This window comes from Streptomyces bambusae, assembly GCF_020532645.1.
Lineage (GTDB): Bacteria > Actinomycetota > Actinomycetes > Streptomycetales > Streptomycetaceae > Streptomyces > Streptomyces bambusae.
Genome location: NZ_JAJAUZ010000010.1, coordinates 136,580 through 161,983, shown reverse-complemented (window position 1 = coordinate 161,983; position 25,404 = coordinate 136,580). Strand labels below are relative to the sequence as shown.

The following is a 25,404-nucleotide window of genomic DNA, read 5'->3' as shown; positions in this document are numbered from 1 at the left end:
GGCCCGGCTGCTGGCGGGCCGCCACCACGACCCGCACGCCGTGCTCGGCGCCCGCCCGCACCGCGGCGGGGTGGCGGTCCGGGTGCTGAAGCCGTTCGCGCGGTCGGTGACGATCGTGGCGAAGGGGCTGCGGGCCACGCTGCTCGACGAGGGCGACGGCCTGTTCGGCGGGCTGCTGCCGCTCGCCGAGATCCCCGACTACCGGCTCCTCGTGGCGTACGAGCACGACGAGGCCGAGGTGCACGACCCGTACCGGTTCCTGCCCGCGCTCGGCGAACTCGACCTGCACCTGATCGGCGAGGGCCGGCACGAGGAGCTGTGGACGGCGCTCGGCGCCCGGCCGATGGAGCACCAGGGCGTGGCCGGCACCCGGTTCACGGTCTGGGCGCCGAACGCGCAGGGGGTGCGGGTCACCGGGGACTTCTGCCACTGGGACGGCACGGCCACCCCGATGCGCTCGCTGGGCGGCACCGGGGTGTGGGAGCTGTTCCTGCCGGGGGTGGGCGACGGGGCGCTGTACAAGTTCGACATCACGCGGCCCGACGGCAGCCACACCCTGCGGGCCGACCCGATGGCCCGCCGCACCGAGGTGCCGCCGGCCACCGCGTCGGTGGTGACCGCCTCGGCGTACGCGTGGGGCGACGCGGAGTGGATGGCGGGGCGCGGGGCGCGGCCGGTGCACGCGGCGCCGTTCTCGGTGTACGAGGTGCACCTGGCCTCGTGGCGGCCGGGGCTGACGTACCGGCAGCTGGCCGAGCAGCTGCCGGCGTACGTGAAGGAGCTGGGTTTCACGCACGTCGAGCTGATGCCGGTGGCCGAGCACCCGTTCGGCGGTTCGTGGGGCTACCAGGTGACGGGGTTCTACGCGCCGACCTCGCGGATGGGCACGCCGGACGACTTCCGGTTCCTGGTGGACGCGCTGCACCGGGCGGGGATCGGGGTGATCCTCGACTGGGTGCCGGCGCACTTCCCGCGGGACGAGTGGGCGCTGGCGGAGTTCGACGGGCGGCCGCTGTACGAGCCGCAGGACCCGCGGCGGGCGGCGCACCCGGACTGGGGGACGCTGGAGTTCGACTACGGCCGCAAGGAGGTCCGCAACTTCCTCGTGGCCAACGCGGTGTACTGGTGCGAGGAGTTCCACGTCGACGGGCTGCGGGTGGACGCGGTGGCCTCGATGCTCTACCTCGACTACTCGCGCGGTGAGGGCGAGTGGACGCCGAACGAGCACGGCGGGCGGGAGAACCTGGACGCGGTCGCGTTCCTCCAGGAGATGAACGCGACGGTGTACCGGCGCTGCCCGGGCGTGGTGACGATCGCGGAGGAGTCCACTGCCTGGGACGGGGTCACCCGGGCCACCCACCACATCGGGCCGGGCGGGTTCGGCGGGCTCGGGTTCGGGCTGAAGTGGAACATGGGGTGGATGCACGACTCGCTGGAGTACGTGGCGCACGAGCCGGTGCACCGCAAGTACCACCACCACGAGATGACGTTCTCGATGGTGTACGCGTACAGCGAGAACTACGTGCTGCCGATCTCGCACGACGAGGTGGTGCACGGGAAGCGGTCGCTGGTGTCGAAGATGCCGGGCGACTGGTGGCAGCAGCGGGCCGGGCACCGGGCGTACCTGGGGTTCATGTGGGCCCATCCGGGCAAGCAGCTGCTGTTCATGGGACAGGAGTTCGCTCAGGGCGCGGAGTGGTCGGAGGCGAGCGGGCCGGACTGGTGGCTGGTGGACCCCGTGTACGGGGCGGCGGCCGACCACTGCGGGGTGCGGGATCTGGTGCGGGATCTGAACCGGGTGTACGCGGGGGCGCCGGCGCTGTGGGAGCAGGACACGGTGCCGGAGGGGTTCTCGTGGGTGGTGTCGGACGCGGCCGAGGACAACGTGTTCGCGTTCCTCCGTCTTGCGGCCGACGGGGCGCCGCTGCTGTCCGTGTCGAACTTCTCGCCCGTCGTCCGGCACGACTACGTGCTGGGCGTGCCGGATCGCTTCCCTGCGTGGCAGGAGTGCCTCAACACCGATGCCGTCGGGTACGGGGGCAGCGGCATCCGCAACCCGGCTCCGCTCCGCGCCGTCCCCATCCCCTCGCACGGCCGGCCGGCCGCCCTCCGCCTCACCCTCCCTCCCCTGGCCACGGTCTGGCTCCACCCCGTCCTCAGGCCCCTCTGACCCACCCCTCGCCAGGGCTCCGCCCCCACACCCGCGCGCTCCGCCGCAACCCCCAGCCCCGCCGGCGCTTGAGGCGCGGGGTCCGGGGCGGAGCCACGATCTTTCCGCTGGCGATTGAGGCGCAGGATCGGGCTCCGCCGCACCCTCCAGCCCCGCCGGCGATTGAGGCGCGGGGTCCGGGGCGGAGCCCCGATCTTTCAGCCCCGCCGGCACTTGAGGCGCAGGGGGCGGGGCGGAGCCCCGGGTGGGGAAGGGGCCCGCGGGGTCAGGCGGGGAGCCAGGACGGGTCGCGGCCGATCAGGCCCAGGAGGCGGTCCTGGAGGGGGGCGTCGTGCGGGACGGACACCTCCGGCCCGAAGACGACCACGCCCGGCCCAAACGCATCCGGCGTACGCAGCAACGCCATGTCCTCGGCCGGGATCGCCGCAGTGGCAGCGTGGATCCGGTCGACGTCCGCCGGATCCATCGTGTCGTCCTGCCCGGTCGCCCGCGCCAGATCCCACCCGTGCAGCACCATGTCCTCGCTCACGACCTGGTCGATGTGCTGCGCGGCCGTCACCTTCCCCATCGGTGTCTCCACGGTCGTCCCGGCCAGCGCCGGATCCCGCAGCACCTCCTCCACCGCGGCCCGCGCGAACCGGAAGGCGGTCAGCGGATCGCCGCCCGGCGTGAGCGGCCGCCCGAACGGCCGCAGCATCACCCCGTGCATGTCCACGATGTGCCCCACCACGTCCCCGGCCGTCCACTCCGCACAAGGCGACGGCCGGTCCCAGACGGCCGGGTCGGTGACCGCGGCGACCTTGCTCTCGAAGGCATCGGCGTGCCGCCGGTACCGCTCGGCGATCGTCTCGCCGGACAGAGGAGTCATGCCCACCATCCTCCGCCACCGCCCTCTGGACAGCACCCCCGCGCGGCCGGAAGACTCCGTACGGAACGACGATCTTGACGGGATTCCGTTTACCGGACGGTCACGGGGAAAACCGCCCAAACCACCGAGGATCCTAGGACGTTCCTACGAGTTGTGACCTTGGGCGAACAGCCCGTAGTCGACGGCCCCCGTCCGCTCCTAGCGTGTGCCACGTGCATTCCAGCCCCCCGTTCAACGCCCCCGCCGCCCGCCGCCTCCGCGCCGCCCTCGGCATGGCGCCCGGCCACGTCGCGTACGGCCTCGGCGCCCAGTACGGCCTCACGGTCTCGCCGGAGGAGGTCATGGCCTGGGAGCGCGGCGACGCCTCGCCGACCGCCACCGAGCTCACCGCCCTCGCGGGCGTCCTGTGGTGCTCGCCCGGCGAGCTGCTCGCCGAGCCCACCACGCTGCGCGAGCACCGCATCGCCCGCGGGATGAGCGCCGAGGACCTGGCCCGCCGGACCGGCCTGGACGCCGGCGCCTACCTGAAGATGGAGGAGTCGGGCCGCTGGAAGGGCAACGAGCGGCAGTCCGCCGCCCTGGCCCAGGCCCTCGGCCTGTCGCTGCCCGCCTTCGTGACGGCCACCGGCAAGGAGGAGGAGCTCGCCGAGCACCTCCGCAACGCCGTGACCACCCGCTGGCAGGCGTACGTACGGCCGCTCGCCAAGCTGCTGCCGGTGCCGAAGCAGCACCTGGAGGCGGTGCTGGTGCAGCTCTACGACGAGTACCAGTCGACCATGGTGGCCACCCTGAGCTGGGGCGGCGGTGGCGGCCAGGCGGCCAACGGGGACGCCGGCCGCACCTTCCTCGCGCAGATCGTGGACCGGTTCTGGGAGCTGGCGCGCCTCACCGGCCGGTGAGGACCGGGGACGTCCGGCGGCAGATCGGGGCCGGAGGTCCCGGCGGGAGGGGACGTCCGGCCCGGCCCCGGAGGTCAGAAGACCGACTCAGCCTCGAACATGCGGTCCTCCGGGACCGTCTTGAGCGCGGTGACGGCCTCGGCGAGCGGCGCCATCACGATCTGCGTGCCGCGCAGTGCGGTCATGTTGCCGAAGTCGCCGCGGTGGACGGCCTCGACGGCGTGCCAGCCGAAGCGGGTGGCGAGCACCCGGTCGTAGGCGGTGGGGACACCGCCGCGCTGGACGTGGCCGAGGATGACCGGCCGGGCCTCCTTGCCGAGTCGGTGCTCCAGCTCGATGGCGAGCCGGTTGCCGATGCCGGCGAACCGCTCGTGGCCGTACTGGTCGATCGCACCCTTCTCGTACGGCATCGAGCCCGCGGCCGGGTGCGCCCCCTCGGCGACGCAGATGACGGCGAACTTCTTCCCGCGGGAGAAGCGTTCCTCCACCATCTTCACCAGGGCGTCCACCTCGAAGTGGCGCTCCGGGAGGCAGATGCCGTGGGCGCCGCCGGCCATGCCGGACTCCAGGGCGATCCAGCCCGCGTGCCGGCCCATCACCTCGACGACCATGACCCGCTGGTGCGATTCGGCGGTGGTCTTGAGGCGGTCGATGGCCTCGGTGGCGACGGTGACGGCGGTGTCGAAACCGAAGGTGCGGTCGGTGGAGGAGATGTCGTTGTCGATGGTCTTCGGTACGCCCACCACCGGCATGCCGGCGTCGGAGAGCATCCGGGCGGCCGTGAGGGTGCCCTCGCCGCCGATCGGGATCAGGGCGTCGATGCCGTAGCGGCGGGCCAACTCGGCGGCGTTCTCGGCGGCTTCGTGCAGCCGGGCGCGCTCCATGCGGGCGGAGCCGAGGATGGTGCCGCCGCGGGCGAGGATGCCGCTGACGGCGTTGATGTCGAGCGGCCGGTAGTGGCCGTCGAGCAGGCCCTTGAACCCGTCCTCGAAGCCGATGACTTCGTCGCCGTGGCCGACGGCGGCGCGGTGGACGACCGAGCGGATGACAGCATTCAGGCCCGGGCAGTCGCCGCCTGCGGTGAGAACTCCGATACGCATCTCGCTGTGTCTCCTGCTCTGGGGTCGTACATGTGCGGATGTACTGGGTGAAGCCGCCACGAAGTGGAATGAGGCTTGTCCGATTGTTCCACGGTGCCCGGACCGGCCGCCCCTGCTGCTGCTCCGGTCCGATCGGGAAGACAGGCCCTTGGTCCTCTTCCGGAGGCCTTTCCTCCACGGGCGCCCTATCCATCCGCAGGGGTATTGTCAAGAGGTCAAGCTCACCCTAACGGGGAAATCTACAGACATTCCGCCGCCGGACCGGCGGGCACGAGGGACGGAGAGCAGGCGTGACGCGCAGCGTGTACGTGACCGGCATCGACCGGGGGGACGGCCGTCAGGTCGTCGAGCTGGGGATCATGGAGCTGCTGGCCCGCCAGACGGGCCGGGTCGGGGTCTACCGCCCGCTCCTGCACGACGGCCCCGACCGCCTGTTCGACCTGCTGAAGGCCCGGTACCGGCTGGACCAGGACGCCGCCACCGCCTACGGCATGGAGTACCCGGAAGCCTCGGCGCTGCTGGCCGAGAAGGGCGTGGACGAGCTGGTCTCGCAGCTGGTCGACCGCTACCACCGGGTGGCCCGGGACTCCGACGTGGTCCTCGTGCTCGGCACCGACTACGCCGACACCAACCTGCCCGACGAGCTGGGGCTGAACGCCCGGCTGGCGAACGAGCTGGGGGCCGTCGTGGTGCCGGTGGTCGGCGGCACCGCGCAGCCCCCCGAGTCGGTGCGCGCCGAGGCCCGCAACGCGTACCGCGCGTTCGAGGCGCTGGGCTGCCAGGTGGTGGCGCTGGTCGTGAACCGGGTGGCGCCCGCCGACCGGGAGTCCATAGCCGAGCGGCTGTCCGCCCGGCTGCCGGTGCCCTGTTACGTGCTGCCCGAGGACAAGTCGCTGTCCGCCCCCACCGTCGCCCAGATCACCCAGGCGCTCGGCGGCGAGGTCCTCCTCGGCGACGAGGCCGGGCTGGCCCGCGACGCCCTGGACTTCGTGTTCGGCGGTGCGATGCTGCCGAACTTCCTCAACGCCCTGACCCCCGGCTGCCTGGTGGTGACCCCCGGCGACCGCTCCGACCTGGTGGTGGGGGCGCTCGCCGCGCACACCTCCGGCACCCCGCCGATCGCCGGCGTGCTGCTGACCCTCAACGAGCGCCCGGCCCCGCACGTCCTGACGATGGCCGAAAGGCTGGCGCCCGGCACCCCGGTGGTCTCGGTGGCCGGCAACAGCTTCCCCACCGCCGCCGAACTCTTCGCCCTGCAGAGCCGGTTGAACTCGGCCACGCCGCGCAAGCTGGAGACCGCCCTCGGCCTCTTCGAGCGGCACGTGGACACCGCCGGGCTGCGCGACCGGATCTCGGTGACCCGTTCCACCCGGGTGACCCCGATGATGTTCGAGCACGAGCTGCTGGAGCAGGCCCGTTCCGAGCGCCGCCGGGTGGTGCTCCCGGAAGGCACCGAGGACCGGGTGCTGCGCGCCGCGGACGTGGTGCTGCGCCGCGGGGTGTGCGACCTGACGCTGCTCGGCGAGGAGCAGGCCGTCCGCAAGAAGGCCGCCGACCTCGGCATCGACATCGGCGGCGCGGATGTGGTCGACCCGCAGACCTCCCCGCTGCGGGAACGTTTCGCCGAGTTCTACGCCAAGGCCCGCGCCCACAAGGGCATGACCGTCGAGCTGGCCAACGACGTGGTCACCGACGTCAACTACTTCGGCACGCTGATGGTCCAGGAGGGCCTGGCCGACGGCATGGTCTCCGGCTCGGTGCACTCCACGGCCGCCACCATCCGCCCGGCCTTCGAGATCATCAAGACAAAGCCGGGGGCCGGGATCGTCTCCTCCGTCTTCTTCATGTGCCTGGCCGACCGGGTCCTCGTGTACGGGGACTGCGCGGTCAATCCGGATCCGAACGCCGAGCAGCTCGCCGACATCGCCGTCCAGTCCGCCGCGACGGCCGCCGCGTTCGGCGTGGAGCCGCGCATCGCGATGCTCTCGTACTCGACGGGCACCTCGGGCAGCGGCGCCGACGTGGACAAGGTCCGCAAGGCCACCGAGATCGTCCGCGAGCGCCGGCCGGACCTGCTGGTCGAGGGCCCGATCCAGTACGACGCGGCCGTAGAGCCCTCGGTGGCGGCGACCAAGCTGCCGGAGTCGGACGTGGCCGGCCGGGCGACCGTCCTGATCTTCCCGGACCTCAACACCGGCAACAACACGTACAAGGCCGTGCAGCGGTCGGCGGGGGCCGTGGCGGTCGGCCCGGTCCTGCAGGGCCTGCGCAAGCCGGTCAACGACCTCTCGCGCGGCGCGCTGGTCCAGGACATCGTGACCACGGTGGCGATCACGGCCATCCAGGCGCAGTCCCGGGGCCCGGCCGGCGCCTGACCCCCCGCCCCCACACCCCTCGAAGGAAAGACCCCGATCGTGACCGCATCGCGCGTACTCGTCCTCAACTCCGGCTCCTCGTCGGTGAAGTACCAGCTGCTCGACATGGCCGACCGGTCCCGGCTCGCCACCGGGCTGGTGGAGCGGATCGGCGAGGAGACCTCCCGGCTCGTGCACACCCCCCTGCTGCCCGGCGCCGGCCCGGCCCGTGAGCAGCGGGGCCCCATCACCGACCACGGCGCCGCGCTCAAGGCGGTGGCCGCGGAACTGGCGGCCGACGGGCTGGGTCTGGACTCGCCGGAGCTGGCCGCGGTCGGGCACCGGGTGGTGCACGGCGGCACCCGGTTCACCGCGCCGACGGTGATCGACGACGAGGTGCTCGCCGAGATCCGCAGCCTGGTGCCGCTGGCGCCGCTGCACAACCCGGCGAACATCACCGGCATCGAGACGGCCCGGGCGCTGCGCGCCGACCTTCCGCAGGTGGCGGTGTTCGACACGGCCTTCCACGCGACGATGCCGGAGGCGGCGGCCCGGTACGCGATCGACGCGGAGACCGCGGACCGGTACGGGATCCGGCGGTACGGCTTCCACGGCACCTCGCACGCCTACGTGTCGCGGGCCACGGCCGCGCTGCTGGGCAAGGCCCCCGAGGAGGTCAACGTCATCGTGCTGCACCTGGGCAACGGGGCCTCGGCCTCGGCGGTCCGCGGCGGGGTGTGCGTGGACACCTCGATGGGACTGACCCCGCTGGAGGGGCTGGTCATGGGGACCCGGTCGGGCGACCTGGATCCGGCGGTGGTGTTCCACCTGGCGCGGGTGGCCGGGATGTCGGTGGACGAGATCGACGCACTGCTGAACAAGAAGAGCGGCCTGCTGGGGCTGTGCGGCGACAACGACATGCGGGAGATCCTGCGCCGGGCGGGCGAGGGCGACGCCTCGGCGCGCGTGGCGTTCGACACGTACGTGCACCGGCTGAAGAAGTACATCGGCGCCTACGCGGCCGTGCTCGGCCGGGTGGACGCGGTGGCGTTCACGGCCGGGGTCGGCGAGAACGCGGCCGCGGTGCGGGAAGCTGCGGTGGACGGGCTGGCCGAACTGGGCCTGGCCCTCGACCTGGAGGCGAATGCGGTGCGGTCCGGCGAGCCCCGGCTGATCTCTGCGGAGTACGCCCGCGTGGCGGTGGCCGTGGTGCCCACGGACGAGGAGCTGGAAATCGCCACCCAGGCCTACGCGCTGGTTACCCGGTAGTCACTTGGAGTTTCCGCCAGACGGAATATTCCGCTACGAAACAAACCCGATAGGATCCGCTCCATGCGCCGTTCCAAAATCGTCTGCACGCTGGGCCCCGCCGTCGACTCGTATGAGCAGCTGAAAGCGCTCATCGAGGCAGGCATGAACGTGGCCCGATTCAACTTCAGCCACGGATCCCAGGCAGAACACCAGGAGCGGTACGACCGCGTCCGGAAGGCCGCCGCGGACACCGGTCGCGCGGTGGGCGTCCTCGCCGACCTCCAGGGCCCCAAGATCCGGCTCGAAACCTTCGCCGAGGGCCCGGTCGAGCTGGTGCGCGGTGACGAGTTCACCATCACCACCGAGGACGTCCCGGGCGACAAGTCGATCTGCGGCACCACGTACAAGGGGCTGCCGGGCGACGTCGCGATGGGCGACCAGGTCCTCATCAACGACGGCAACGTCGAGCTGCGGGTCACCGAGGTCGACGGCCCGCGGGTGAAGACGATCGTCATCGAGGGCGGTGTCATCTCGGACCACAAGGGCATCAACCTGCCCGGCGCCGCGGTGAACGTCCCGGCCCTGTCCGAGAAGGACGTCGAGGACCTCCGGTTCGCGCTGCGGATGGGCTGCGACATGGTCGCGCTGTCCTTCGTCCGCGACGCCAACGACGTCAAGGACGTCCACCGGGTCATGGACGAGGTCGGGCGCCGCGTCCCGGTCATCGCCAAGGTGGAGAAGCCGCAGGCCGTCGACAACATGGCGGACGTGGTCGCCGCCTTCGACGCCGTCATGGTGGCCCGTGGCGACCTGGCCGTCGAGTACCCGCTCGAAAAGGTCCCGATGGTGCAGAAGCGGCTCATCGAGATGTGCCGCCGCAACGCCAAGCCGGTGATCGTCGCGACCCAGATGATGGAGTCGATGATCACCAACTCCCGGCCGACCCGCGCCGAGGCCTCCGACGTCGCCAACGCCATCCTCGACGGCGCCGACGCGGTCATGCTCTCCGCCGAGTCCTCGGTGGGCGCCTACCCGATCGAGACCGTCAAGACGATGTCGAAGATCGTCACCGCGGCCGAGGAGGAGCTGCTCGCCAAGGGCCTCCAGCCGCTGGTCCCGGGCAAGAAGCCGCGCACCCAGGGCGGCTCGGTGGCCCGTGCGGCCTGCGAGATCGCGGACTTCCTCGACGGCAAGGCGCTCGTCGCCTTCACGCAGTCGGGCGACACCGCCCGCCGGCTGTCGCGCTACCGCGCCACCCAGCCGATCCTGGCCTTCACCACGGACGAGAACACCCGCAACCAGCTCTCGCTGAGCTGGGGCGTCGAGTCGTACGTGGTCCCGCACGTGGACAACACCGACGCGATGGTGGACCTGGTCGACGCCGAGCTCCTGAAGCTCCAGCGCTACAACGCCGGCGACACCATGGTCATCACCGCCGGCTCGCCCCCCGGCGTCCCCGGCACGACCAACATGGTCCGCGTCCACCACCTCGGCGGCGGCGACCGCGACTGACCCGCACCCGCCGCCACAAACACCGAGGGCGGCACCCCGGTCCCGTGAAAGGGATCCGGGGTGCCGCCCTCGGTGCTGTCCGCACGGTGACCGTGCGGTCCTAGTCGATCCAGTTCTGCAGGCCCGGGACCGTCAGGGTGCCGCCGAACTGGCCCGCCTGCTTCAGCTTGACGCTGCTGAAGAAGGCGAACGGGACGTTCAGCGGCGGCGGGGACTCCGGGCTGAAGGTGATGGGGACGATGCCGAAGAGGTTGCCCTTCAGCTCCTCGGTGTACATGGTCACCGTGCCGTCGCGGATCGTGGACGTGGAGCCGGGGCGGGCCTTGACGTGGGTGGTCCTGCCGTTCTCGACGATCGTCTGGTGCAGGTCCTTGATGTCGATGCCGGAAGCGGTGAACTTCAGCACCTTCTTGATCTTGCCGTCGGCCGTCTTCACCTCGACGATGCCGTGGTAGTCCAGCCCGTACAGCGTGAGGAGCGAGCTGTCGAGGCGCCAGGGCTCGGCGGGCAGCAGCGGGGCCTCGGCCTCCAGCTTCGCGTTGGCCAGGGCCTCGGCGTCGTAGGTCGGGCACGGGAACGGCTCCTTGCCGTCCTTGTCCTTGCCCTCCTCGTCCTCGGACTTGTCGTCCTCGGACTTGTCGGCGTCGTCCTCGGCCTTGGTACCGGTCTCGTCCTTGGCCTTGTCCTTCGTCGCACGCGCCTCGTCGGAGAGGTCCTCGACCTTGGCTCCGGCCCGCTTCGCGGCGTCCCGGATGGCCGCCTCGGTCGGGTCGTCGGCCGGCGTGCTCTGCACCGTGCCGGGCAGCTGCGCCGCGGGCGGGGTCGCCGTCGCGGTCGGCTCCGGGGCGGTGTCGCCGTCCTTGAGGGGCCGGCCCAGCTCGTCGAGGATGTCCTTGACCTTGTCCCCGACGCCCAGCGGGTCGAGCGGGTCCACGACCGTCCGGGTGTCCGGCTTGGCGGCCGGCGGGCTGGTCTTCGGCTTCGGGGCCTCGTCCTCGGCCGACTTGGACGCGGAGGGCGAGGCGGTGGGCAGCGGGCCGGTGGTGACACCGGGGCTCGCGGTCGCGCTGGGCGAGACCGAGGGCGACGGCGTGGCCTCGGGGGACTTCGTGGGTTCCGGGGACTGGGACTCCGCAGGCTCGTCGGACCGCGTCACGCACGGCCCGGGGGCGAACGGTATGTCCTTGTCGTCGGCCAGGGCGAGCTTGGGCGCCATGCCCATCCCGACCAGGACCGCCGTCGGCATCGCAGCCAGGGCCATCGCCTTGCCGGCGGGTATCTGGATCTTGGTCAGCAGCGACTTCTTCGGCGCCGCGTGCCGCGGGCCCTTCCGTTCACGGGACTCTGCGCCAGGGGCCACCGCCCGCTGCGTCTCGTCACCCCGCACTGTTCCTCCCGCCATTGGCGTGGGCAGTCGTCTCGGGCGCATCGGGCTTCTGGAACGAGACGCCCTGCGCGTGCTCGTAGAAGCCGTCCTGCGGGTCCGTTTCCGTGCGGGGGCCGGGGAAGACCTCGCCGGCCGGCGGCGCCTGCGCGCCCTCCGGGCCCGCGGCGGCCTCCGGCTCGTCCTCCTGCGGGACGCCCGGGGCCCACGACAGCGCCAGCGCGCCGCCGAAGAGGGCGAAGAGGAAGCCCATGAGGAAGCCGCCGAAGTTGGAGACCGGCAGGGACACCAGGGCCAGCAGGATCGCCGCGACGCCCGCGAAGATGCGGATCGTCTGCTGGAACCAGAGGGCCAGGCCCAGCGTCACGAGAAGTACACCGATGATGAGCGAGCCGGCGCCCGCCGTGGTCGCCATGGCGATGGTGATGTTGCCCAGCCGCACGTCCGCGTAGGGGAAGTAGGCGATCGGAACACCGCCGAGCAGCGTGAACAACCCGGCCCAGAAAGGCCGCTGACCGCGCCAGTCGCGGAACTTCATCCGCCCGTAGCGGAGCCAGTGCATGTCTTCGTGGGAACCCGGGGTCTCGGCGTTCATGGACTACAGCTCCCTGGAAACGGTGGTACGGAGAACTACGTGAAGTGCTCGTGCCCGGACGGACGGCCGGCATACGACGGCCCGCCCGTCCGGTCACTGGCTCAGCTCACCAGCCCGTGGGGCCTAGTAGCAGGGCTCGTTGCCCGCGACGAGCTGCAGGTTGAGGTTGCTCAGCTTGAACGTGCCGGCCGTGGTGGCCCAGGCGCGCTGCTTGACACCCTCGAGGACGGCCACCTCGGCGCGCTGCGAGAACGCGTAGGGGTTCTTGACCGTGCCCGGCTGCGGCTTCGTGGTGTGGCTCGCGTCGCCCACCGCGACACCGATGTCCAGGTTCTTGAACGTGGACACCCTGGTGTCGAGGTCCGCAACATCCAGGTAGATGTTGTCGGCGACAGCCGGGTCACCCTTGTGGCCCGCACGGAGCTTCATGGTGATGTTGCCGAGGCCGGGCACCGGGGTGACCAGCGACTGACACATGTTCGTGATCTTGGCCTGCTTGAACCCGGAGATGGTGACCGGGTGGGCGGCCTTGTTGCCCGCCATGTCGTGACCCTCGGCGATACCGCCGTACTGGATCAGGTCATAGCCTTCGAGCTTGTCGGCCGTGACCTTGAAGTCCTGGCCGGACACGCTGAACGAGGCGGCAAGGGCACCCTGCGCCAGACCGACGCCGACCGCGGCCGTCGCCGCGATGCTCGGCACCATGACGAGAGCGAAACGCTTCCATCTGGTCCCGCCACGAACCTGGGAACTCATCTGATTCCTCCTTCTCGGACGTACATCTCCGGTCCGGGCAGAGCCCGTCCTGGGATGGGAGAAGTGCTACGTCCTCGGAGGAGCGCAAGCGGCCGAGGCGGCGCGAACCGCAAAGGATCACCGGCGACCACCCCCGAGCGACAACCACTGGGCCGCACTCGCGCACGGCCGGAGGACAGGCCCTGCCGACGGCAGAGACCCCCCTGTCCCGGACCGGGGCCGAAGGCTCCGGTCCGCCCGGTGGGGACCCATCTGAGTGATGGACCGAGCGTGGCCGATCGTGGTGCATTCACGGCCGGGGCACAAGGGGGTTCGTTACTGGCTAGTAACGGCCCGATAACCGCCGTGCGTACGGTCGGCTTCGGGCGGGTACTCAGGGTGGCAGCCAAGGCCACGACAGAAGGGGATGCGTCTCAATAAAAAGGACAGATCCGGTGGTTCGATTTACTGCGAGTAACAGCGGCCACGATTGCCAAGTTTTGGCAAAGCGAGGCCGCTGTTTATCTCGTTGTCAACAGAACCGGGGGTCCCGGCTCCGCTGCGCACACGGCTCAGAACAGCACGCGCGCAAGGGCCGTACGCGCCTTCACGACCCGCGGGTCGTCGGCCCCGATGACCTCGAACAGCTCCAGCAGCCGGACGCGTACGGAGTCCCGCTCGTCGCCCACGGTGACGCGCACGGTGTCGATCAGGCGCCCGAAGGCGTCCTCGACGTGACCGCCGGCGAGGTCCAGGTCGGCCGCGGCGATCTGGGCCGCCGGGTCCTTCTGATTCGCGGCCGCCGCCGCGCGCACGGCCTGCGGGTCCATGTCCTGCACCCGGGCGAGCAGTTCGGCCTGGGCCAGGCCCAGCTTGGCCTCCGGGTGGGCGGGGTCGTCGGCCAGCACGTTCTTGTACGCCTGGACCGCGCCGGCCAGGTCGCCCGAGTCGAGCGCGTCGACGGCCGCCTCCAGCAGCGCGTCGTACGGACCCACGGGAGCGGCGTCCTGGGCGCTGCCGTCGCCGGCGGCGTCCGCGTCGACCGCGATGCCGGTCAGGCCGAAGCGCTCCTCGGCGATCTGCACCAGCTGGGCCAGCGTCTCGCGGATCTGGGCCTCCGGCGCCGCGCCCTGGAACAGCGGCAGGGCCTGGCCCGCCACCACCGCGAAGACCGCGGGAATGCCCTGGATGCCGAACTGCTGCATCAGCATCTGGTTGGCGTCGACATCGATCTTGGCCAGGACGAAGCGTCCGTTGGCCTCCACGGCCAGGCGCTCCAGCAGGGGGCCGAGCTGCTTGCAGGGCTCGCACCACTCGGCCCAGAAGTCGATGACGACCGGGACCTCGGCGGACCGCTGCAGCACATCGCGTTCAAAACCGGCCTCGTTGACGTCGATGACCAGCGCGGACGGAGGCACGGCAGCACTCCCGCCCTGGCGCGCGGCCTCGGCCCGCGCCTGCTCGGCCTTCGCCTTGGCCTCGCCGGCCGCCTTGACAGCGGCGAGGTCGACGACGCCGCTCATGGACATGTTTCTGGGCTGCATGCGTACATCCTCCCCCCTGCGCGCGCGACCGCGAAAAGACCGGCCGAAAACACCCGGTCCGAAGGCCGGTTGTGAAGTGCCGGACGGTGCAGACGCATCCGTCCGGTCGAAGCGTTCCGGCACCGGGTCCCCACCTGGCGCCTGTGGTTGTCGCTCTTACGCTACGAGCCGTAGCGTAACTGCCCGCGCGCTCCGGCGCTCCGTGATGTGGGCCACAGGCCGTATTCCTACCGGCGGGTATGGTCACCGCCATGCATGCCAGACCACCCGCCCGCACCGGCCGCCCGCGCAGCGCCGCCGCCGACGCCGCGATCCTCGCGGCCACCCGGCAGGCTTTGGTCGAGCTGGGCTGGTCGAAGCTGACCATGGGAGACGTGTCGGCCCGCGCCGGGGTGGCCAAGACCACCCTCTACCGGCGCTGGGCGGGCAAGAACGAGCTGGTCGTGGATGCGGTGGCGGAGCTGTTCGACGCGCTGGAGCTGCCCGACCGGGGCTCGCTGGAGGCCGACATCGAGGGCGTGGTGACCCAGTTCGCCGCGCTGCTGCGGCGGCCCGAGGCGCGGACGGCGCTGATGGCGGTGGTGGCGGAGTCCACCGGGGACGAGGCGCTGCGCGACCGGATCCGGTCGGCGATCGTGGACCGGCAGAAGCACCTGGTGGTGCTGGGCCGGGAGCGGGCCCAGGCCCGCGGGGAGCTGCCGTACGAGCAGGACGCGGCGCTGGCCGGGCACACCACCGACCTGATCTTCGACGTGATCGCGGGCACCGTGGTGCACCGGGCACTGGTCAGCTCGGAGCCGGTGGACGGGCTGTGGGTGACCGCGTTCACCACCTTGCTGATGCACGGCCTCAAGGGCGCCGCACAGCTGTGAGCCGTACGGCGCCCGGGAGGTGCGTCGTGAAGGGGACGACAGGTCCTAGAAGCCCGGGGGCTCGGTGTAGGTGCCCCACTCGTCCCGCAGGGTGTTGCAGATCTCGCCGAGGGTGGCCTCGGCGCGGACGGCGTCCAGCATCGCGGGGATCATGTTCGACCCGTCGCGGGCGGCGGCGAGCATCGCGTCGAGCGCGGCCGTGACCTTCGCGTCGTCGCGGCGGCCCTTGCGCTCGCCGAGCGCCCGGACCTGCTCCCACTCGACCTCGTGGCTGACCCGCAGGATCTCCAGGTCGCCGGTGACGGAGCCGTGGTGGACGTTGACGCCGACGACCCGCTTCTCGCCCTTCTCCAGGGCCTGCTGGTAGCGGAAGGCCGACTCGGCGATCTCGCCGGTGAACCAGCCGTCCTCGATGCCGCGCAGGATGCCGGAGGTGATCGGGCCGATGGGGTGCCGACCGTCCGGGTGGGCGCGCAGACCGCGCTCCTTGATCTGGTCGAAGATCTTCTCGGCGTCGGCCTCGATCCGGTCCGTGAGCTGCTCCACGTACCAGGAACCGCCCAGCGGGTCGGCCACGTTGGCCACCCCGGTCTCCTCCATGATCACCTGCTGGGTGCGCAGCGCGATCTCGGCGGCCTGCTCGCTGGGGAGCGCGAGAGTCTCGTCGAGGGCGTTGGTGTGCAGGGAGTTGGTGCCGCCGAGGATCGCCGAGAGGGCCTCGACGGCGGTGCGCACCACGTTGTTGTACGGCTGCTGGGCGGTCAGCGAGACGCCGGCGGTCTGGGTGTGGAAGCGCAGCCACTGCGCCTTGTCGGTCTGGGCGCCGTAGACCTCCTTCATCCAGCGGGCCCAGATCCGGCGGGCTGCGCGGAACTTGGCGATCTCCTCGAAGAAGTCGAGGTGCGCGTCGAAGAAGAAGGACAGGCCGGGCGCGAAGACGTCCACGTCGAGGCCGCGGGAGAGGCCGAGTTCGACGTAGCCGAAGCCGTCGGCGAGGGTGTACGCGAGCTCCTGCGCGGCCGTGGCACCGGCCTCGCGGATGTGGTAGCCGGAGACCGAGAGCGGCTTGTACGCGGGGATGCCCTGCGCGCAGTACTCCATGAGGTCGCCGATGAGGCGCAGGTGGGGCTCGGGCTCGAAGAGCCACTCCTTCTGCGCGATGTACTCCTTGAAGATGTCCGTCTGCAGGGTGCCGTTGAGCACGGCGGGGTCGACGCCCTGGCGCTCGGCGGCGACGAGGTACATGCAGAAGGCGGGCACCGCGGGGCCGCTGATCGTCATGGAGGTGGTGACGTCGCCGAGCGGGATGTCCTTGAACAGGACCTCCATGTCGGCGGCCGAGTCGATGGCCACACCGCAGTGGCCGACCTCGCCGAGGGAGCGCGGGTCGTCGGAGTCGCGGCCCATCAGGGTCGGCATGTCGAAGGCGACCGAGAGGCCGCCGCCGCCGGCGGCCAGGATCATCTTGTAGCGCTCGTTGGTCTGCTCGGCGTTGCCGAAGCCGGCGAACTGCCGGATGGTCCAGGTCCGGCCGCGGTAGCCGGTGGGGTGCAGGCCGCGGGTGTACGGGTACTCGCCCGGCCAGCCGATGCGCTCGAAGCCCTCGTAGGTGTCGCCCGGCCGCGGCCCGTAGACGGGCTCCACGGTGTCGCCGGAAAGGGTGGTGAAGTCGGCGTCCCGCTTGCGGGCCCGGTCGTAACGGGCCTGCCAGCGAAGGCGGCCCTGCTCGATGGCGTCAGCGTCCATGCCTTCGAATTTACTAGGACGTCCTAGTAAATGTCGATGGCGAACCTCGGGGAGTCGCGGCGGGCCTCCCCCGCAGGCCCCTGCCGCGGCCCGTCCCGGCTCGCCGTGCGCCCTTGATCGGCCCGTGCCTACGCTGGGGTGAGTTCTGTCCTCGGGGCACTCGGGGTGCGAGGAGACTTCCGTGAACTGGAGCATCCGGCTGCGCAGGACCTGGGCGGCCGCCGTGACGGCCGGGCTGATCGCCGTACCGCTGGCCCCGGGGCTCGCGTACGCGGACGACGGGCGGGCGCCCGGTCCCCGTGCAGAGGCCGCGGCGCCGCTGGCGCCCGGGGACTTCGCCGACCTCAGCGACCCGAAGGTGGTCAAGGAGCTGGACAAGGCCATCGGCAAAGCGCTGCGCAAGACCGGCGTGCCGGGTGTGATCGTGGGCGTGTGGCGGCCCGGCGAGGACCAGACGTACGTGAAGACCTTCGGCGTGGCCGACAAGGCCAAGGAGACGCCGATGACGGAGGACATGTACAGCCGCATCGGCAGCGTGACGAAGACGTTCACGGTCACGGCGGTGCTGGAGCTGGTCGACCAGGGCAGGCTGGACCTGGACGAGCCGATCGGCACGTACATGAGCGAGCTGCCGAACGGCACCAAGGTGCCGAACGCCGACAAGGTGACGATCCGCCAGCTCGCCGAGATGCGCAGCGGCCTGGTCAGCTACACCACGGAGAACGACTTCGTCGACGACCTGCTGTCCGACCCCACGCGGTCGTTCGCGCCGGACGAGCTGCTGGACTACGCGTTCAAGAGCGACAAGCCGGTGATCTTCGAGCCCGGCACCCGCTTCAACTACTCGAACACCAACCTGGTGCTGCTCGGCGTGCTGATCGAGAAGATCACCGGGCAGAACGCGGGCGACCACATCACCACCAACGTGATCGAGAAGGCCGGCCTGAAGAACACGGTCTTCCCGACCGACGCCGCCTTCCCCACCCCGCACCCGCAGGGCTACACGGAGCAGACGCTCTCGGGCAAGGAGGAGAAGTCCACGGACTGGAACCCGTCCTGGGGCTGGACCGCCGGCGCGATGATCTCGAAGCTGGAGGACCTGCGGACGTGGGCCACCGTGGTCGCCACCGGGCGGACGCCGGACGGCACGGAGCTGGTCTCCGAGGCCACGCAGCTGGAGCGCCTGAAGGTGCTGCCGACGGGCATCCCGGGTGCCGGGTACGGCCTCGGTCTCTTCAACGTGCAGGGCTGGATCGGGCACAACGGCTCGCTGCCCGGCTACGAGGACCTGGTGATGCACCTGCCGGACGCGGACGCCACGATGGTGGTCATCCTCAACACGGACATCCCGGCCGACGGGCACGAGCCGAGCACCCTGATCGGCCAGGCGATCACGCAGGTCGTCTCGCCGGGCAACGTCTACTTCCTGCCGAAGCCGGTGACCGCCGGCAAACCGACCCCGTCGGGGTCGTAGCCGACGGGGCCGCGGCAGCTGCCGTACCCGCCGTGGCGGAAGCCGTTCAGGCCTTCGCGACGGCGGGCCCGGCGTCGGTGAGCAGCGGCTCGACCTCGGCGCGGACCTTCTTCTCGACGAAGAACGCGGCGAGCGGGATGGTGCCGCTGACCATGACCCACAGCATCTTCCCGAACGGCCAGCGGGCCTTGGAGCTGAGGTCGAACGCGAACACCAGGTAGATCATGAAGAGCACGCCGTGGGCCTGGGAGACCACGAAGGTGACGTCGGCGCCCTTGTCGAAGCCGTACTTGAAAATCATGCACGTGCACAGCACGAGCAGCATGACGGCGGTGGCGAAGGCCAGCACCCGGTACCTGGTCAGCACGCTCTTCTTCATGCCCACGAGCGTAGCCGTCCGTTTTGGCCGATCTTGACGGGGGCCGCCCTCGCGGCCCCGGCCGTGGGAGCCCCTGCGGCCGCGCCTACTTCTCCTCGAAGTCGGCGGCGGCCACCCGCAGCGGCCTGAGCAGCGCGAAGATCTCGGCGCACTCCTCGGCGTCGTAGGCGCCGAGGCCGAAGTCCATGGCCATCAGGTCCTTGGTGGCCGACTCGACCACCTCGCGGCCCTTGTCGGTGATCGACGCGAGGGTGCCGCGGCCGTCGTTCGGGTTGGGGCGCTTGGCGACCAGGCCGGACCGGACGAGCCGGTCCACGGTGTTGGTGACGGAGGTCGGGTGCACCATCAGGCGCTCGCCGATCTTCGACATCGGCAGCTCGCCGGCCTTCGAGAAGGTGAGCAGCACCAGCGCCTCGTAGCGGGCGAAGGTCAGTCCGTACGGCTTCACGACCGCGTCCACCCCGGCCAGGAGGATCTGCTGGGCCCGCATGATCGAGGTGATCGCGGCCATCGCGGGGACCGGTCCCCAGCGGCGCTGCCACAGCTCGTCGGCGCGGGCGATGGGGTCGAAGGGAAGACTGAGCGGCTTGGACACCCGCCCGACCCTACCGCCCGGGAACATCGCGGTTCAGCCCCGTCTCGTCTTTCGGTCGCCCTCGGTGGCCTTGAGTTCACCGAGGAGCACGAGCATGCAGAGGGTGCCGAGGGCGGCGGCGCCGGCGGAGACCAGGTGCGGCGGTACGGTCTCGGCGGCGAGCCCGGCCAGTGCCATCGCGGCGCCCTGGAGGGTCATGATCCCGGTGCTGAGCAGGGTCATGGCCTGTCCGCGCAGCTCGTCCGGCACGGCGTCCACGTACCAGCGGTCGAGGCCGATGGTGTACGCGTGCGCCAGCCCGGCGAGGAACAGCAGACCGGCGAGCGGCCACGGGGAGGGGCGGAGGGCGAAGCCGAGCAGCGGGAGCAGGCCGGCGGCGGCGAGCGGGCGGACGATGCGGGCGCGGGCCGCCGGGCCGAGGAACGAGCCGGCCCACAGCTCGCCGGCGATCGTGCCGGCCGGCAGGGCGCACATCAGCAGGCCGAGGGCGGCGGTGCCGGCGCCGATGCCGTCGGTGTACGGGGCCATCAGCGCCTCGGGGGCGGCGGCGAACGCGGACGGCAGCCAGAAGGCGAGGGTCAGGGCGCGCAGGCGCCGGTTGCCGAACACGGCGCGGAAGCCGGCGAGCGGGCCGGTACGGGGGCCGGCCGCGGCCCGGGCCGGGCGGCGGGCGGTGCCGAAGCGGAGCAGCAGGGCCGAGCCGAGGAAGGCGGCGGCGGTCAGGGCGAGGGCGCCGCGGGCGGGCACCACGACGAGCAGCAGCCCGCCGAGGCCGAAGCCGACGAGCTGGGCGCTCTGGGCGACCATGCGGAGCAGGGAGCGGCCGAGGACGAGGGGCTCGCCGGTGCCGAGGACGTCGGGGAGGGAGGCGTTGCGGGCGCCCTGGAAGAGGGGGGCGACGAAGGCCATCGTGCAGCGGAGGGCGAGCAGGACGGCCACGGGGGTGCCGGGCAGGACCATGAGTGCGGCGCACGCGGCGCAGACGAGGTCGCAGCCGACGAGCACGCGGCGGACCGGGTACCGGTCCGCCACCCCGGCCAGCAGGGTGCCGCCGAGCAGGTACGGCAGGAAGCCGAGGGCGAAGGTCAGGGCGCTGAGCAGGGGCGAACCGGTGAGGCGGTACACGAGCACGGTCAGCGAGATCTCGGCGACGACCACGCCGAGGATCGAGGCGAGGTGCGCGGCGAACACGGCCCGGAATTCCCGTACGCGCAGGGCCGAGCGGTATCCCGCCGGGCGGGTGTCGGTAACGGACATGCGCCGACCCTCCCCCGTCCGCCCCCACCACACGATAGATTCGCCCCACCCCGAATCTCCACCCCCGGCACCCCGCCGCCCCCACCCTCGCCGGCACCCTCCAGCCTCGCCGGCGTTTGAGGCGCGGGGCCTGGGGCGAAGCCCCGCTCTTCCAGCCCGTCCGGCGCTTGAGGACCGGGGCCTGGGGCGAAGCCACGCTCTTCCAGCCCGTCCGGCGCTTGAGGACCGGGGCCTGGAGCGAAGCCCCGGTCTTCCAGCCCGTCCGGCGTTTGAGGACCGGGGTCTGGGGCGGAGCCCCGGTTCGGGAAGGGGCGGGTAGGGGAACAGCCCCGCAGGGTCGGGGTGTCGGGGGCTCCGCCCCCGGGCCCCCGCGCCTCAAACTCCCCCAGCCCCAGGGGGCTGGGAGGTGCCCCCTGGCGAGGCTGGACTTGGCCCGGCCAGGCGGGAAGCAGCCGGTTCGCCGCAAGCACCCGCATGAGGAGGAGACGTGCCGTTTCGGCTGGGCTTCGGGGAGGGCGACCTCCTGCGGTGCCGGTTCGCGGTGTCCCCGCGCTGGGAGACGCACGAGGCCGTGCGCACCCTGCAGCGCCCGGACCGCCAGGGCTACCACCTCCCCTGGCTCCGCCACATCCGCCGCGCCGCAGAAGACCTCGACCTGCACCCCCTCTGGCTGCTCATGCCCAGACGCGGCCACAGCCCCGACTTCCTCGGCCCGCCCCCCATCGGCCCGGCCGCCTCCTTCGAAGAGGAACTGGCCCGCATCAGATCCGCCGCACAGGACCCCGCAGCCGTACACGCCGACCTCACCCGCTCGCTGGCCTGCACCCCCGGCGCCCTGACCTCGCAGACCGGCCGAGACCTCCTCGCCGACCCCGCCGCCGCCGTGGCCCGCCTCGCCGACCTCACCGAGCAGGCCTGGCACGCGCTCGTGGAGCCTTACTGGCCCCGGCTGCGGGCCCTCCTGGAGGCGGACATCGTGTTCCACGCGAGGCGGCTGGCCGCCGAGGGCCTGGAGGGCCTGTTCGCCGGGCTCCATCCGGACCTGCACTGGGACGGCCCCGCCCGCACGCTGACGATGGACCGGCCCACCGACCACGACCGCGACCTCGGCGGCCAGGGCCTCGTCCTGATGCCGAGCTCGTTCGTCTGGCCGGAGGTGGTCGGCGGCTTCGACCCGCCCTGGCAGCCGACCGTCGTGTACCCGGCCCGCGGCATCGGCGCACTGTGGACCGAGCCGCGGGAGCGGACCCCGCAGGCCCTGGCCCGGCTGCTCGGCCGGGCCCGCGCCGACGTCCTGTGCGCACTGGCCGAACCCGCGTCCACCACCGCCCTCGCCGCCCGCCTCGGCCTGGCCCCGTCCTCCGTCTCGGCCCACCTGAAGGCCCTGGCCGGCGCCGGCCTCCTGCTCGGCCGCCGCCACGGCCACCAGGTCCTGTACGAACGCACCCCCATCGGCATCGCCCTCGCCGAGGGCGCGGCCTAGGTGTATTGCCCTCCGGGGCCTGTCGTCCGGGGGACGCCGCCCGCGGACCGGTGTCGTGGCGCCGGACCGGATGTCCGTCATGTCACGATGGCCCGGCCCGTACCCGCCCCTGCCGCCCCGAAGGGTCCCGGATGTCCGGCCACCGTCGCCTCCGCTCCCCCGTTCTCGCGCTCGGCCTCGTCCTGCTGCTGGCGCCGGCCACGGCCTGCACGGAGGGGGCCGGGCCGGCCCCCGCGCCGACCGCGCCGCCGGTCTCGGCCGACCCGGCCGCCCCGCCCGAGTCGCCGTTCTGGGTGGACCCCCAGAGCGACGCGGCGCGGCAGGTGGCCCGCTGGGAGGCGCAGGGCCGCAACAGCGACGCGCAGGTGCTGCGGCGGATCTCGGAGCGGCCGATGGCGCTGTGGGGGCCGGGCGACGACCCGGGCCCGGAGATCCGGCGGGCCGCGGCCGGCGCCCGGAAGGCGGGGCGCACCCTGGTCCTCACCGCGTACAACATCCCGTACCGGGACTGCGGCCAGCACTCGGCGGGCGGGGCCTGGAACGGGGACGCGTACCGGCAGTGGATCGGGAAGTTCGCGGAGAGCATCGGCAGCACCGAGGCGATCGTGGTGCTGGAGCCGGACGCGATCCCGCACATCATCGACGGCTGCACGCAGGCCGACCACCACGACGAGCGGTACGCCCTGCTGGCCGAGGCGGTCGCGCGGCTCAAGCGGCAGCCGAACACCCGGGTGTACCTGGACGCCGGCAACCCGGCCTGGATCCCGGACCCGGCGAAGCTGGTGGAGCCGCTGTTCCGGGCCGGGCTCAAGGAGGCCGACGGGTTCTCACTGAACGTGTCGAACTTCCAGCCGGACGCCGCCGGCCGGGCATACGGGGCGCGGATCTCGGAGGCCACCGGCGGCAAGCACTTCGTGATCGACACCAGCCGCAACGGCGACGGCCCGCTGCCCGGGAACCGGGCGGAGGCCTGGTGCAACCCGCCGGGCCGGGCGCTGGGCGCGCCGCCGACGGACCGGACCGGCGACCCGCTGGTGGACGCCTTCCTGTGGATCAAGCGGCCGGGCGAGTCGGACGGCCGGTGCCGCGGCGGCCCGCAGGCGGGCACCTGGTGGCCCGACTACGCCCTGGGTCTGGCCCGCCGGGCCAAGGAGTAGCCGGGCCCAGAGGCAGCCGGGCCGAGGGAGCAGCCGGGCCGGAGCGGCGGCCGGTGCCCTACCTCCCGGCTCCCCCGACCCGGATCCACTTCGCCACCGACGGCGTCCCGTCCGCGTCCGTGACGAAGAGCATGTACCAGCCGGGCGGCACGAGCGTCGGGTCGGCCGGCACCTGCACGGTCACCGAGTCGGCGGTCTTCGTCAGGCCGAGTTCGACGGAGCGCTGTTCGACGTCGGTGGTGTGGGTGACGGCGCTGGGCCGCATCAGCCGGGCCCGTTCGATCCGGCCGGGGTCGGGGGTCTTGAAGGTGGCCCGGCCCTTCTGGTCGACCTCGTCGGGGCCGGCGCCCAGCTGCGGCCGCCGGGACGGGTCCCGGTGCAGGTAGGGCGGGGTGTAGACCTCCAGCCTGGTCTCGAACTTGCCGAGCTTGGTGTTGTCCTTGTCGGCGAACAGCGGGTCGGAGCCGAAGGTGGCGACCCGGCCGTCGGGCAGCAGGAGGGCTTCGGAGTGGTAGTTGCGGCCCACCGAGGGCGCGGCCGCGGCCACGAACGAGTTGGTGCGGGGCCAGTAGAACTGGGCCTTGCGGATGTCGCTGGCGCCGCGCCCGCGGTAGTCGGAGGCGCCGCCGGTGGTGAACACGGAGTCGTCCGGCAGGATCACGGAGCTGAGGTAGCGGGTGCCCTGCGGCAGCCGCGGCCCGTCCTTGAAGACCGGTCCGGCCTGCTTGAGGTCGATGATCGAGGTGCGGCCGGTGGCCTTGCGGGACTCGCCGACCCCGCCGCCGCCGAGCACCATCAGCCGCTGGTCCTGGGCGGGCGGCAGCAGCAGGGAGGAGGAGGTCTCCAGCTGGTCGGGGTCGGTGAGGCCGGGGAGCTTGTGGAAGCTGTTGTTCTTCAGGTCCCACAGGCCCGGTTCGCGGCCCTTCTCGGCGGGTCCGTAGCCGGCGTTGGAGCCGGTGTAGAGGAGCTTGCCGCCCTTGGTGAGGAAGAGTGACGGGTAGGTGGGGAAGTACCGGAAGGGGCCCTTGGACCACTTCTTGGTCTTCGGGTCGTAGATCTCGTTGTCGCCGGGGACCACGTCGCCGACGTCGTTGAGGCCGGAGACGGCGAGCACCCTGCCGTCCTGGAGGGTGACCAGGGTCGGGTACCAGCGGGCGTCCTTCATGGGGTCGACCGGGATGTACTTCTCGGCCCTGGGGTCGAACTCGTAGGCGGCCCGGATGCCCTGGAAGTCCTGCTTGTCGACGCTGAGCCGCTCGGCGAGCCCGTACACGTTGTCGGCGTCGACGCCCTTGAGGCCGACGACCTCGTACTGGGCGGCCTGCGTGGTGAGGCCCTGCGGGCCTTCGGCGACCGCCTCGACGAAGACCCGGGCCTCGGCGGCGGTGACCTTCGTCTGCCACGGCAGCATCCGGCCGCTGGGGGCGTACGAGATCTGGAACTCGCGCTTGGCCTTGGGAACGGTGACGTCGAACCGGGAGACGTACTCCACGCCGGAGGGCGACCGGAAGACGGTGCCCTTCTTCAGCGTCACCGCCTTGTCGGGGCTCTCGTTCTTGACCCGCATGCCGCCGCCGGCGCGGGTGACCTTGCCGTCGAGGACCTCGTACCGGGCGGTGCCGCCGGCCACCAGCAGCCGGCCGTCGGGCAGCTGGCTGTGGCCGGAGCAGAAGAAGTCCTCGGGGGTGGGGATCTTCTTGAAGGTGTCGTTCGACGGGTCCCACAGGACGGTGTCGAAGGAGCCCTTGTCGAAGTTCTTCTGGTTGTTGCCGGACCCGGCGATGAGCAGCACCTTCCCGGTGTGCAGCAGGGCCGCGTGCATGGCGTTGACGCGGTGCTCGGCGGGCATCCCGACCAACGACCAGGACCCGTACTGGATCTTGTAGCTGGCCTGGCCGATCTTGTACGCCTGGTAGCGGTCCTCGGCGAAGGAGAGGGCGGCGGGGGCGTTGAGCCCGGCCAGCACGACCACCGCGCCGGCGCCGAGGGCGGTCTTCTTGAACTTCCGGGAAGGCCGGTAGGCCATGGG

General features: G+C 71.9%; 20 protein-coding genes. 9 read left to right on the top strand and 11 right to left on the bottom strand.

The window, feature by feature from the left end; translation table 11 throughout:
* Positions 1–7 precede the first annotated feature (7 nt).
* The gene (glgB, locus tag LG634_RS10285) at positions 8–2,170 is read left to right on the top strand and encodes a 1,4-alpha-glucan branching enzyme (protein WP_226733393.1); all 2,163 of its coding nucleotides are present in this window, start codon (positions 8–10) and stop codon (positions 2,168–2,170) included.
* Between the two features lie 265 nt (positions 2,171–2,435).
* Here the strand turns inward: glgB and LG634_RS10280 are convergent, their stop codons facing one another.
* Entirely contained in the window at positions 2,436–3,038 is a 603-nt protein-coding gene (locus LG634_RS10280; RefSeq protein WP_226733379.1) for a TIGR03086 family metal-binding protein, read from the bottom strand.
* Between the two features lie 272 nt (positions 3,039–3,310).
* Between LG634_RS10280 and LG634_RS10275 the strand changes: the two genes are divergently transcribed.
* A complete protein-coding gene (locus tag LG634_RS10275; RefSeq protein WP_226733392.1) occupies positions 3,311–3,937 on the top strand; it encodes a helix-turn-helix domain-containing protein in 627 nt (208 codons plus the stop codon).
* A gap of 74 nt (positions 3,938–4,011) precedes the next feature.
* On the opposite strand, the gene LG634_RS10270 is transcribed toward LG634_RS10275, so the two are convergent.
* A complete protein-coding gene (locus LG634_RS10270; RefSeq protein WP_226733378.1) occupies positions 4,012–5,037 on the bottom strand; it encodes an ATP-dependent 6-phosphofructokinase in 1,026 nt (341 codons plus the stop codon).
* A 290-nt stretch (positions 5,038–5,327) separates the two neighbouring features.
* Here LG634_RS10270 and pta point away from each other — a divergent pair, with 290 nt between their 5' ends.
* The 3 genes from pta to pyk all read left to right on the top strand — a co-directional run bounded on the left by pta (position 5,328) and on the right by pyk (position 10,154).
* Positions 5,328–7,412, top strand: a complete 2,085-nt coding sequence (gene pta / locus LG634_RS10265; protein ID WP_226733377.1) for a phosphate acetyltransferase — start codon at positions 5,328–5,330, stop codon at positions 7,410–7,412.
* A gap of 39 nt (positions 7,413–7,451) precedes the next feature.
* The gene (locus LG634_RS10260) at positions 7,452–8,660 is read left to right on the top strand and encodes an acetate kinase (protein ID WP_226733376.1); all 1,209 of its coding nucleotides are present in this window, start codon (positions 7,452–7,454) and stop codon (positions 8,658–8,660) included.
* 63 nt (positions 8,661–8,723) lie between these two features.
* Entirely contained in the window at positions 8,724–10,154 is a 1,431-nt protein-coding gene (gene pyk, locus LG634_RS10255; RefSeq protein WP_226733375.1) for a pyruvate kinase, read from the top strand.
* A gap of 100 nt (positions 10,155–10,254) precedes the next feature.
* On the opposite strand, the gene LG634_RS10250 is transcribed toward pyk, so the two are convergent.
* The 4 genes from LG634_RS10250 to LG634_RS10235 form a co-directional block, all read right to left on the bottom strand.
* Positions 10,255–11,541 carry a hypothetical protein gene (locus tag LG634_RS10250; protein ID WP_226733374.1) on the bottom strand — a complete coding sequence of 429 codons (1,287 nt, stop codon included), beginning with the start codon at positions 11,539–11,541 and terminating at the stop codon, positions 10,255–10,257.
* The gene (locus tag LG634_RS10245) at positions 11,531–12,133 is read right to left on the bottom strand and encodes a DUF6114 domain-containing protein (RefSeq protein ID WP_226733373.1); all 603 of its coding nucleotides are present in this window, start codon (positions 12,131–12,133) and stop codon (positions 11,531–11,533) included. The genes LG634_RS10250 and LG634_RS10245 overlap by 11 nt, the downstream gene beginning before the upstream one ends.
* A gap of 123 nt (positions 12,134–12,256) precedes the next feature.
* On the bottom strand, positions 12,257–12,889 hold the full coding sequence (locus tag LG634_RS10240; protein ID WP_226733372.1) for a DUF6230 family protein: 633 nt from the start codon (positions 12,887–12,889) through the stop codon (positions 12,257–12,259).
* A gap of 551 nt (positions 12,890–13,440) precedes the next feature.
* Positions 13,441–14,412 (bottom strand): tetratricopeptide repeat protein, encoded by a 972-nt coding sequence (locus LG634_RS10235; RefSeq protein ID WP_226733371.1) that lies wholly within the window; start codon positions 14,410–14,412, stop codon positions 13,441–13,443.
* Positions 14,413–14,663: 251 nt separating this feature from the next.
* On the opposite strand from LG634_RS10235, the gene LG634_RS10230 reads away from it, so the two are divergent.
* The gene (locus LG634_RS10230; protein ID WP_226733370.1) at positions 14,664–15,284 is read left to right on the top strand and encodes a TetR/AcrR family transcriptional regulator; all 621 of its coding nucleotides are present in this window, start codon (positions 14,664–14,666) and stop codon (positions 15,282–15,284) included.
* Positions 15,285–15,329: 45 nt separating this feature from the next.
* Here the strand turns inward: LG634_RS10230 and icmA are convergent, their stop codons facing one another.
* Positions 15,330–17,030, bottom strand: coding sequence for a coenzyme B12-dependent isobutyryl-CoA mutase large subunit (gene icmA, locus LG634_RS10225; RefSeq protein WP_226733369.1), 1,701 nt, complete (start codon positions 17,028–17,030; stop codon positions 15,330–15,332).
* A 181-nt stretch (positions 17,031–17,211) separates the two neighbouring features.
* Here icmA and LG634_RS10220 point away from each other — a divergent pair, with 181 nt between their 5' ends.
* Positions 17,212–18,504, top strand: coding sequence for a serine hydrolase domain-containing protein (locus tag LG634_RS10220; protein ID WP_226733368.1), 1,293 nt, complete (start codon positions 17,212–17,214; stop codon positions 18,502–18,504).
* Between the two features lie 46 nt (positions 18,505–18,550).
* Here the strand turns inward: LG634_RS10220 and LG634_RS10215 are convergent, their stop codons facing one another.
* The 3 genes from LG634_RS10215 to LG634_RS10205 all read right to left on the bottom strand — a co-directional run bounded on the left by LG634_RS10215 (position 18,551) and on the right by LG634_RS10205 (position 20,735).
* Positions 18,551–18,883, bottom strand: a complete 333-nt coding sequence (locus LG634_RS10215) for a DUF3817 domain-containing protein (protein WP_226733367.1) — start codon at positions 18,881–18,883, stop codon at positions 18,551–18,553.
* Between the two features lie 85 nt (positions 18,884–18,968).
* Complete coding sequence (locus LG634_RS10210; protein ID WP_226733366.1) at positions 18,969–19,478, bottom strand: MarR family winged helix-turn-helix transcriptional regulator; 510 nt, start codon at positions 19,476–19,478, stop codon at positions 18,969–18,971.
* Positions 19,479–19,511: 33 nt separating this feature from the next.
* Positions 19,512–20,735 (bottom strand): MFS transporter, encoded by a 1,224-nt coding sequence (locus LG634_RS10205; protein WP_226733365.1) that lies wholly within the window; start codon positions 20,733–20,735, stop codon positions 19,512–19,514.
* A gap of 487 nt (positions 20,736–21,222) precedes the next feature.
* On the opposite strand from LG634_RS10205, the gene LG634_RS10200 reads away from it, so the two are divergent.
* Both LG634_RS10200 and LG634_RS10195 read left to right on the top strand, forming a co-directional pair.
* Complete coding sequence (locus tag LG634_RS10200) at positions 21,223–22,218, top strand: DUF5937 family protein (RefSeq protein ID WP_226733364.1); 996 nt, start codon at positions 21,223–21,225, stop codon at positions 22,216–22,218.
* A gap of 131 nt (positions 22,219–22,349) precedes the next feature.
* Complete coding sequence (locus LG634_RS10195) at positions 22,350–23,375, top strand: glycoside hydrolase family 6 protein (RefSeq protein ID WP_226733363.1); 1,026 nt, start codon at positions 22,350–22,352, stop codon at positions 23,373–23,375.
* Positions 23,376–23,433: 58 nt separating this feature from the next.
* Here the strand turns inward: LG634_RS10195 and glxA are convergent, their stop codons facing one another.
* A complete protein-coding gene (glxA, locus tag LG634_RS10190) occupies positions 23,434–25,401 on the bottom strand; it encodes a radical copper oxidase GlxA (protein ID WP_226733362.1) in 1,968 nt (655 codons plus the stop codon).
* Between the last annotated feature and the right edge of the window lie 3 nt (positions 25,402–25,404).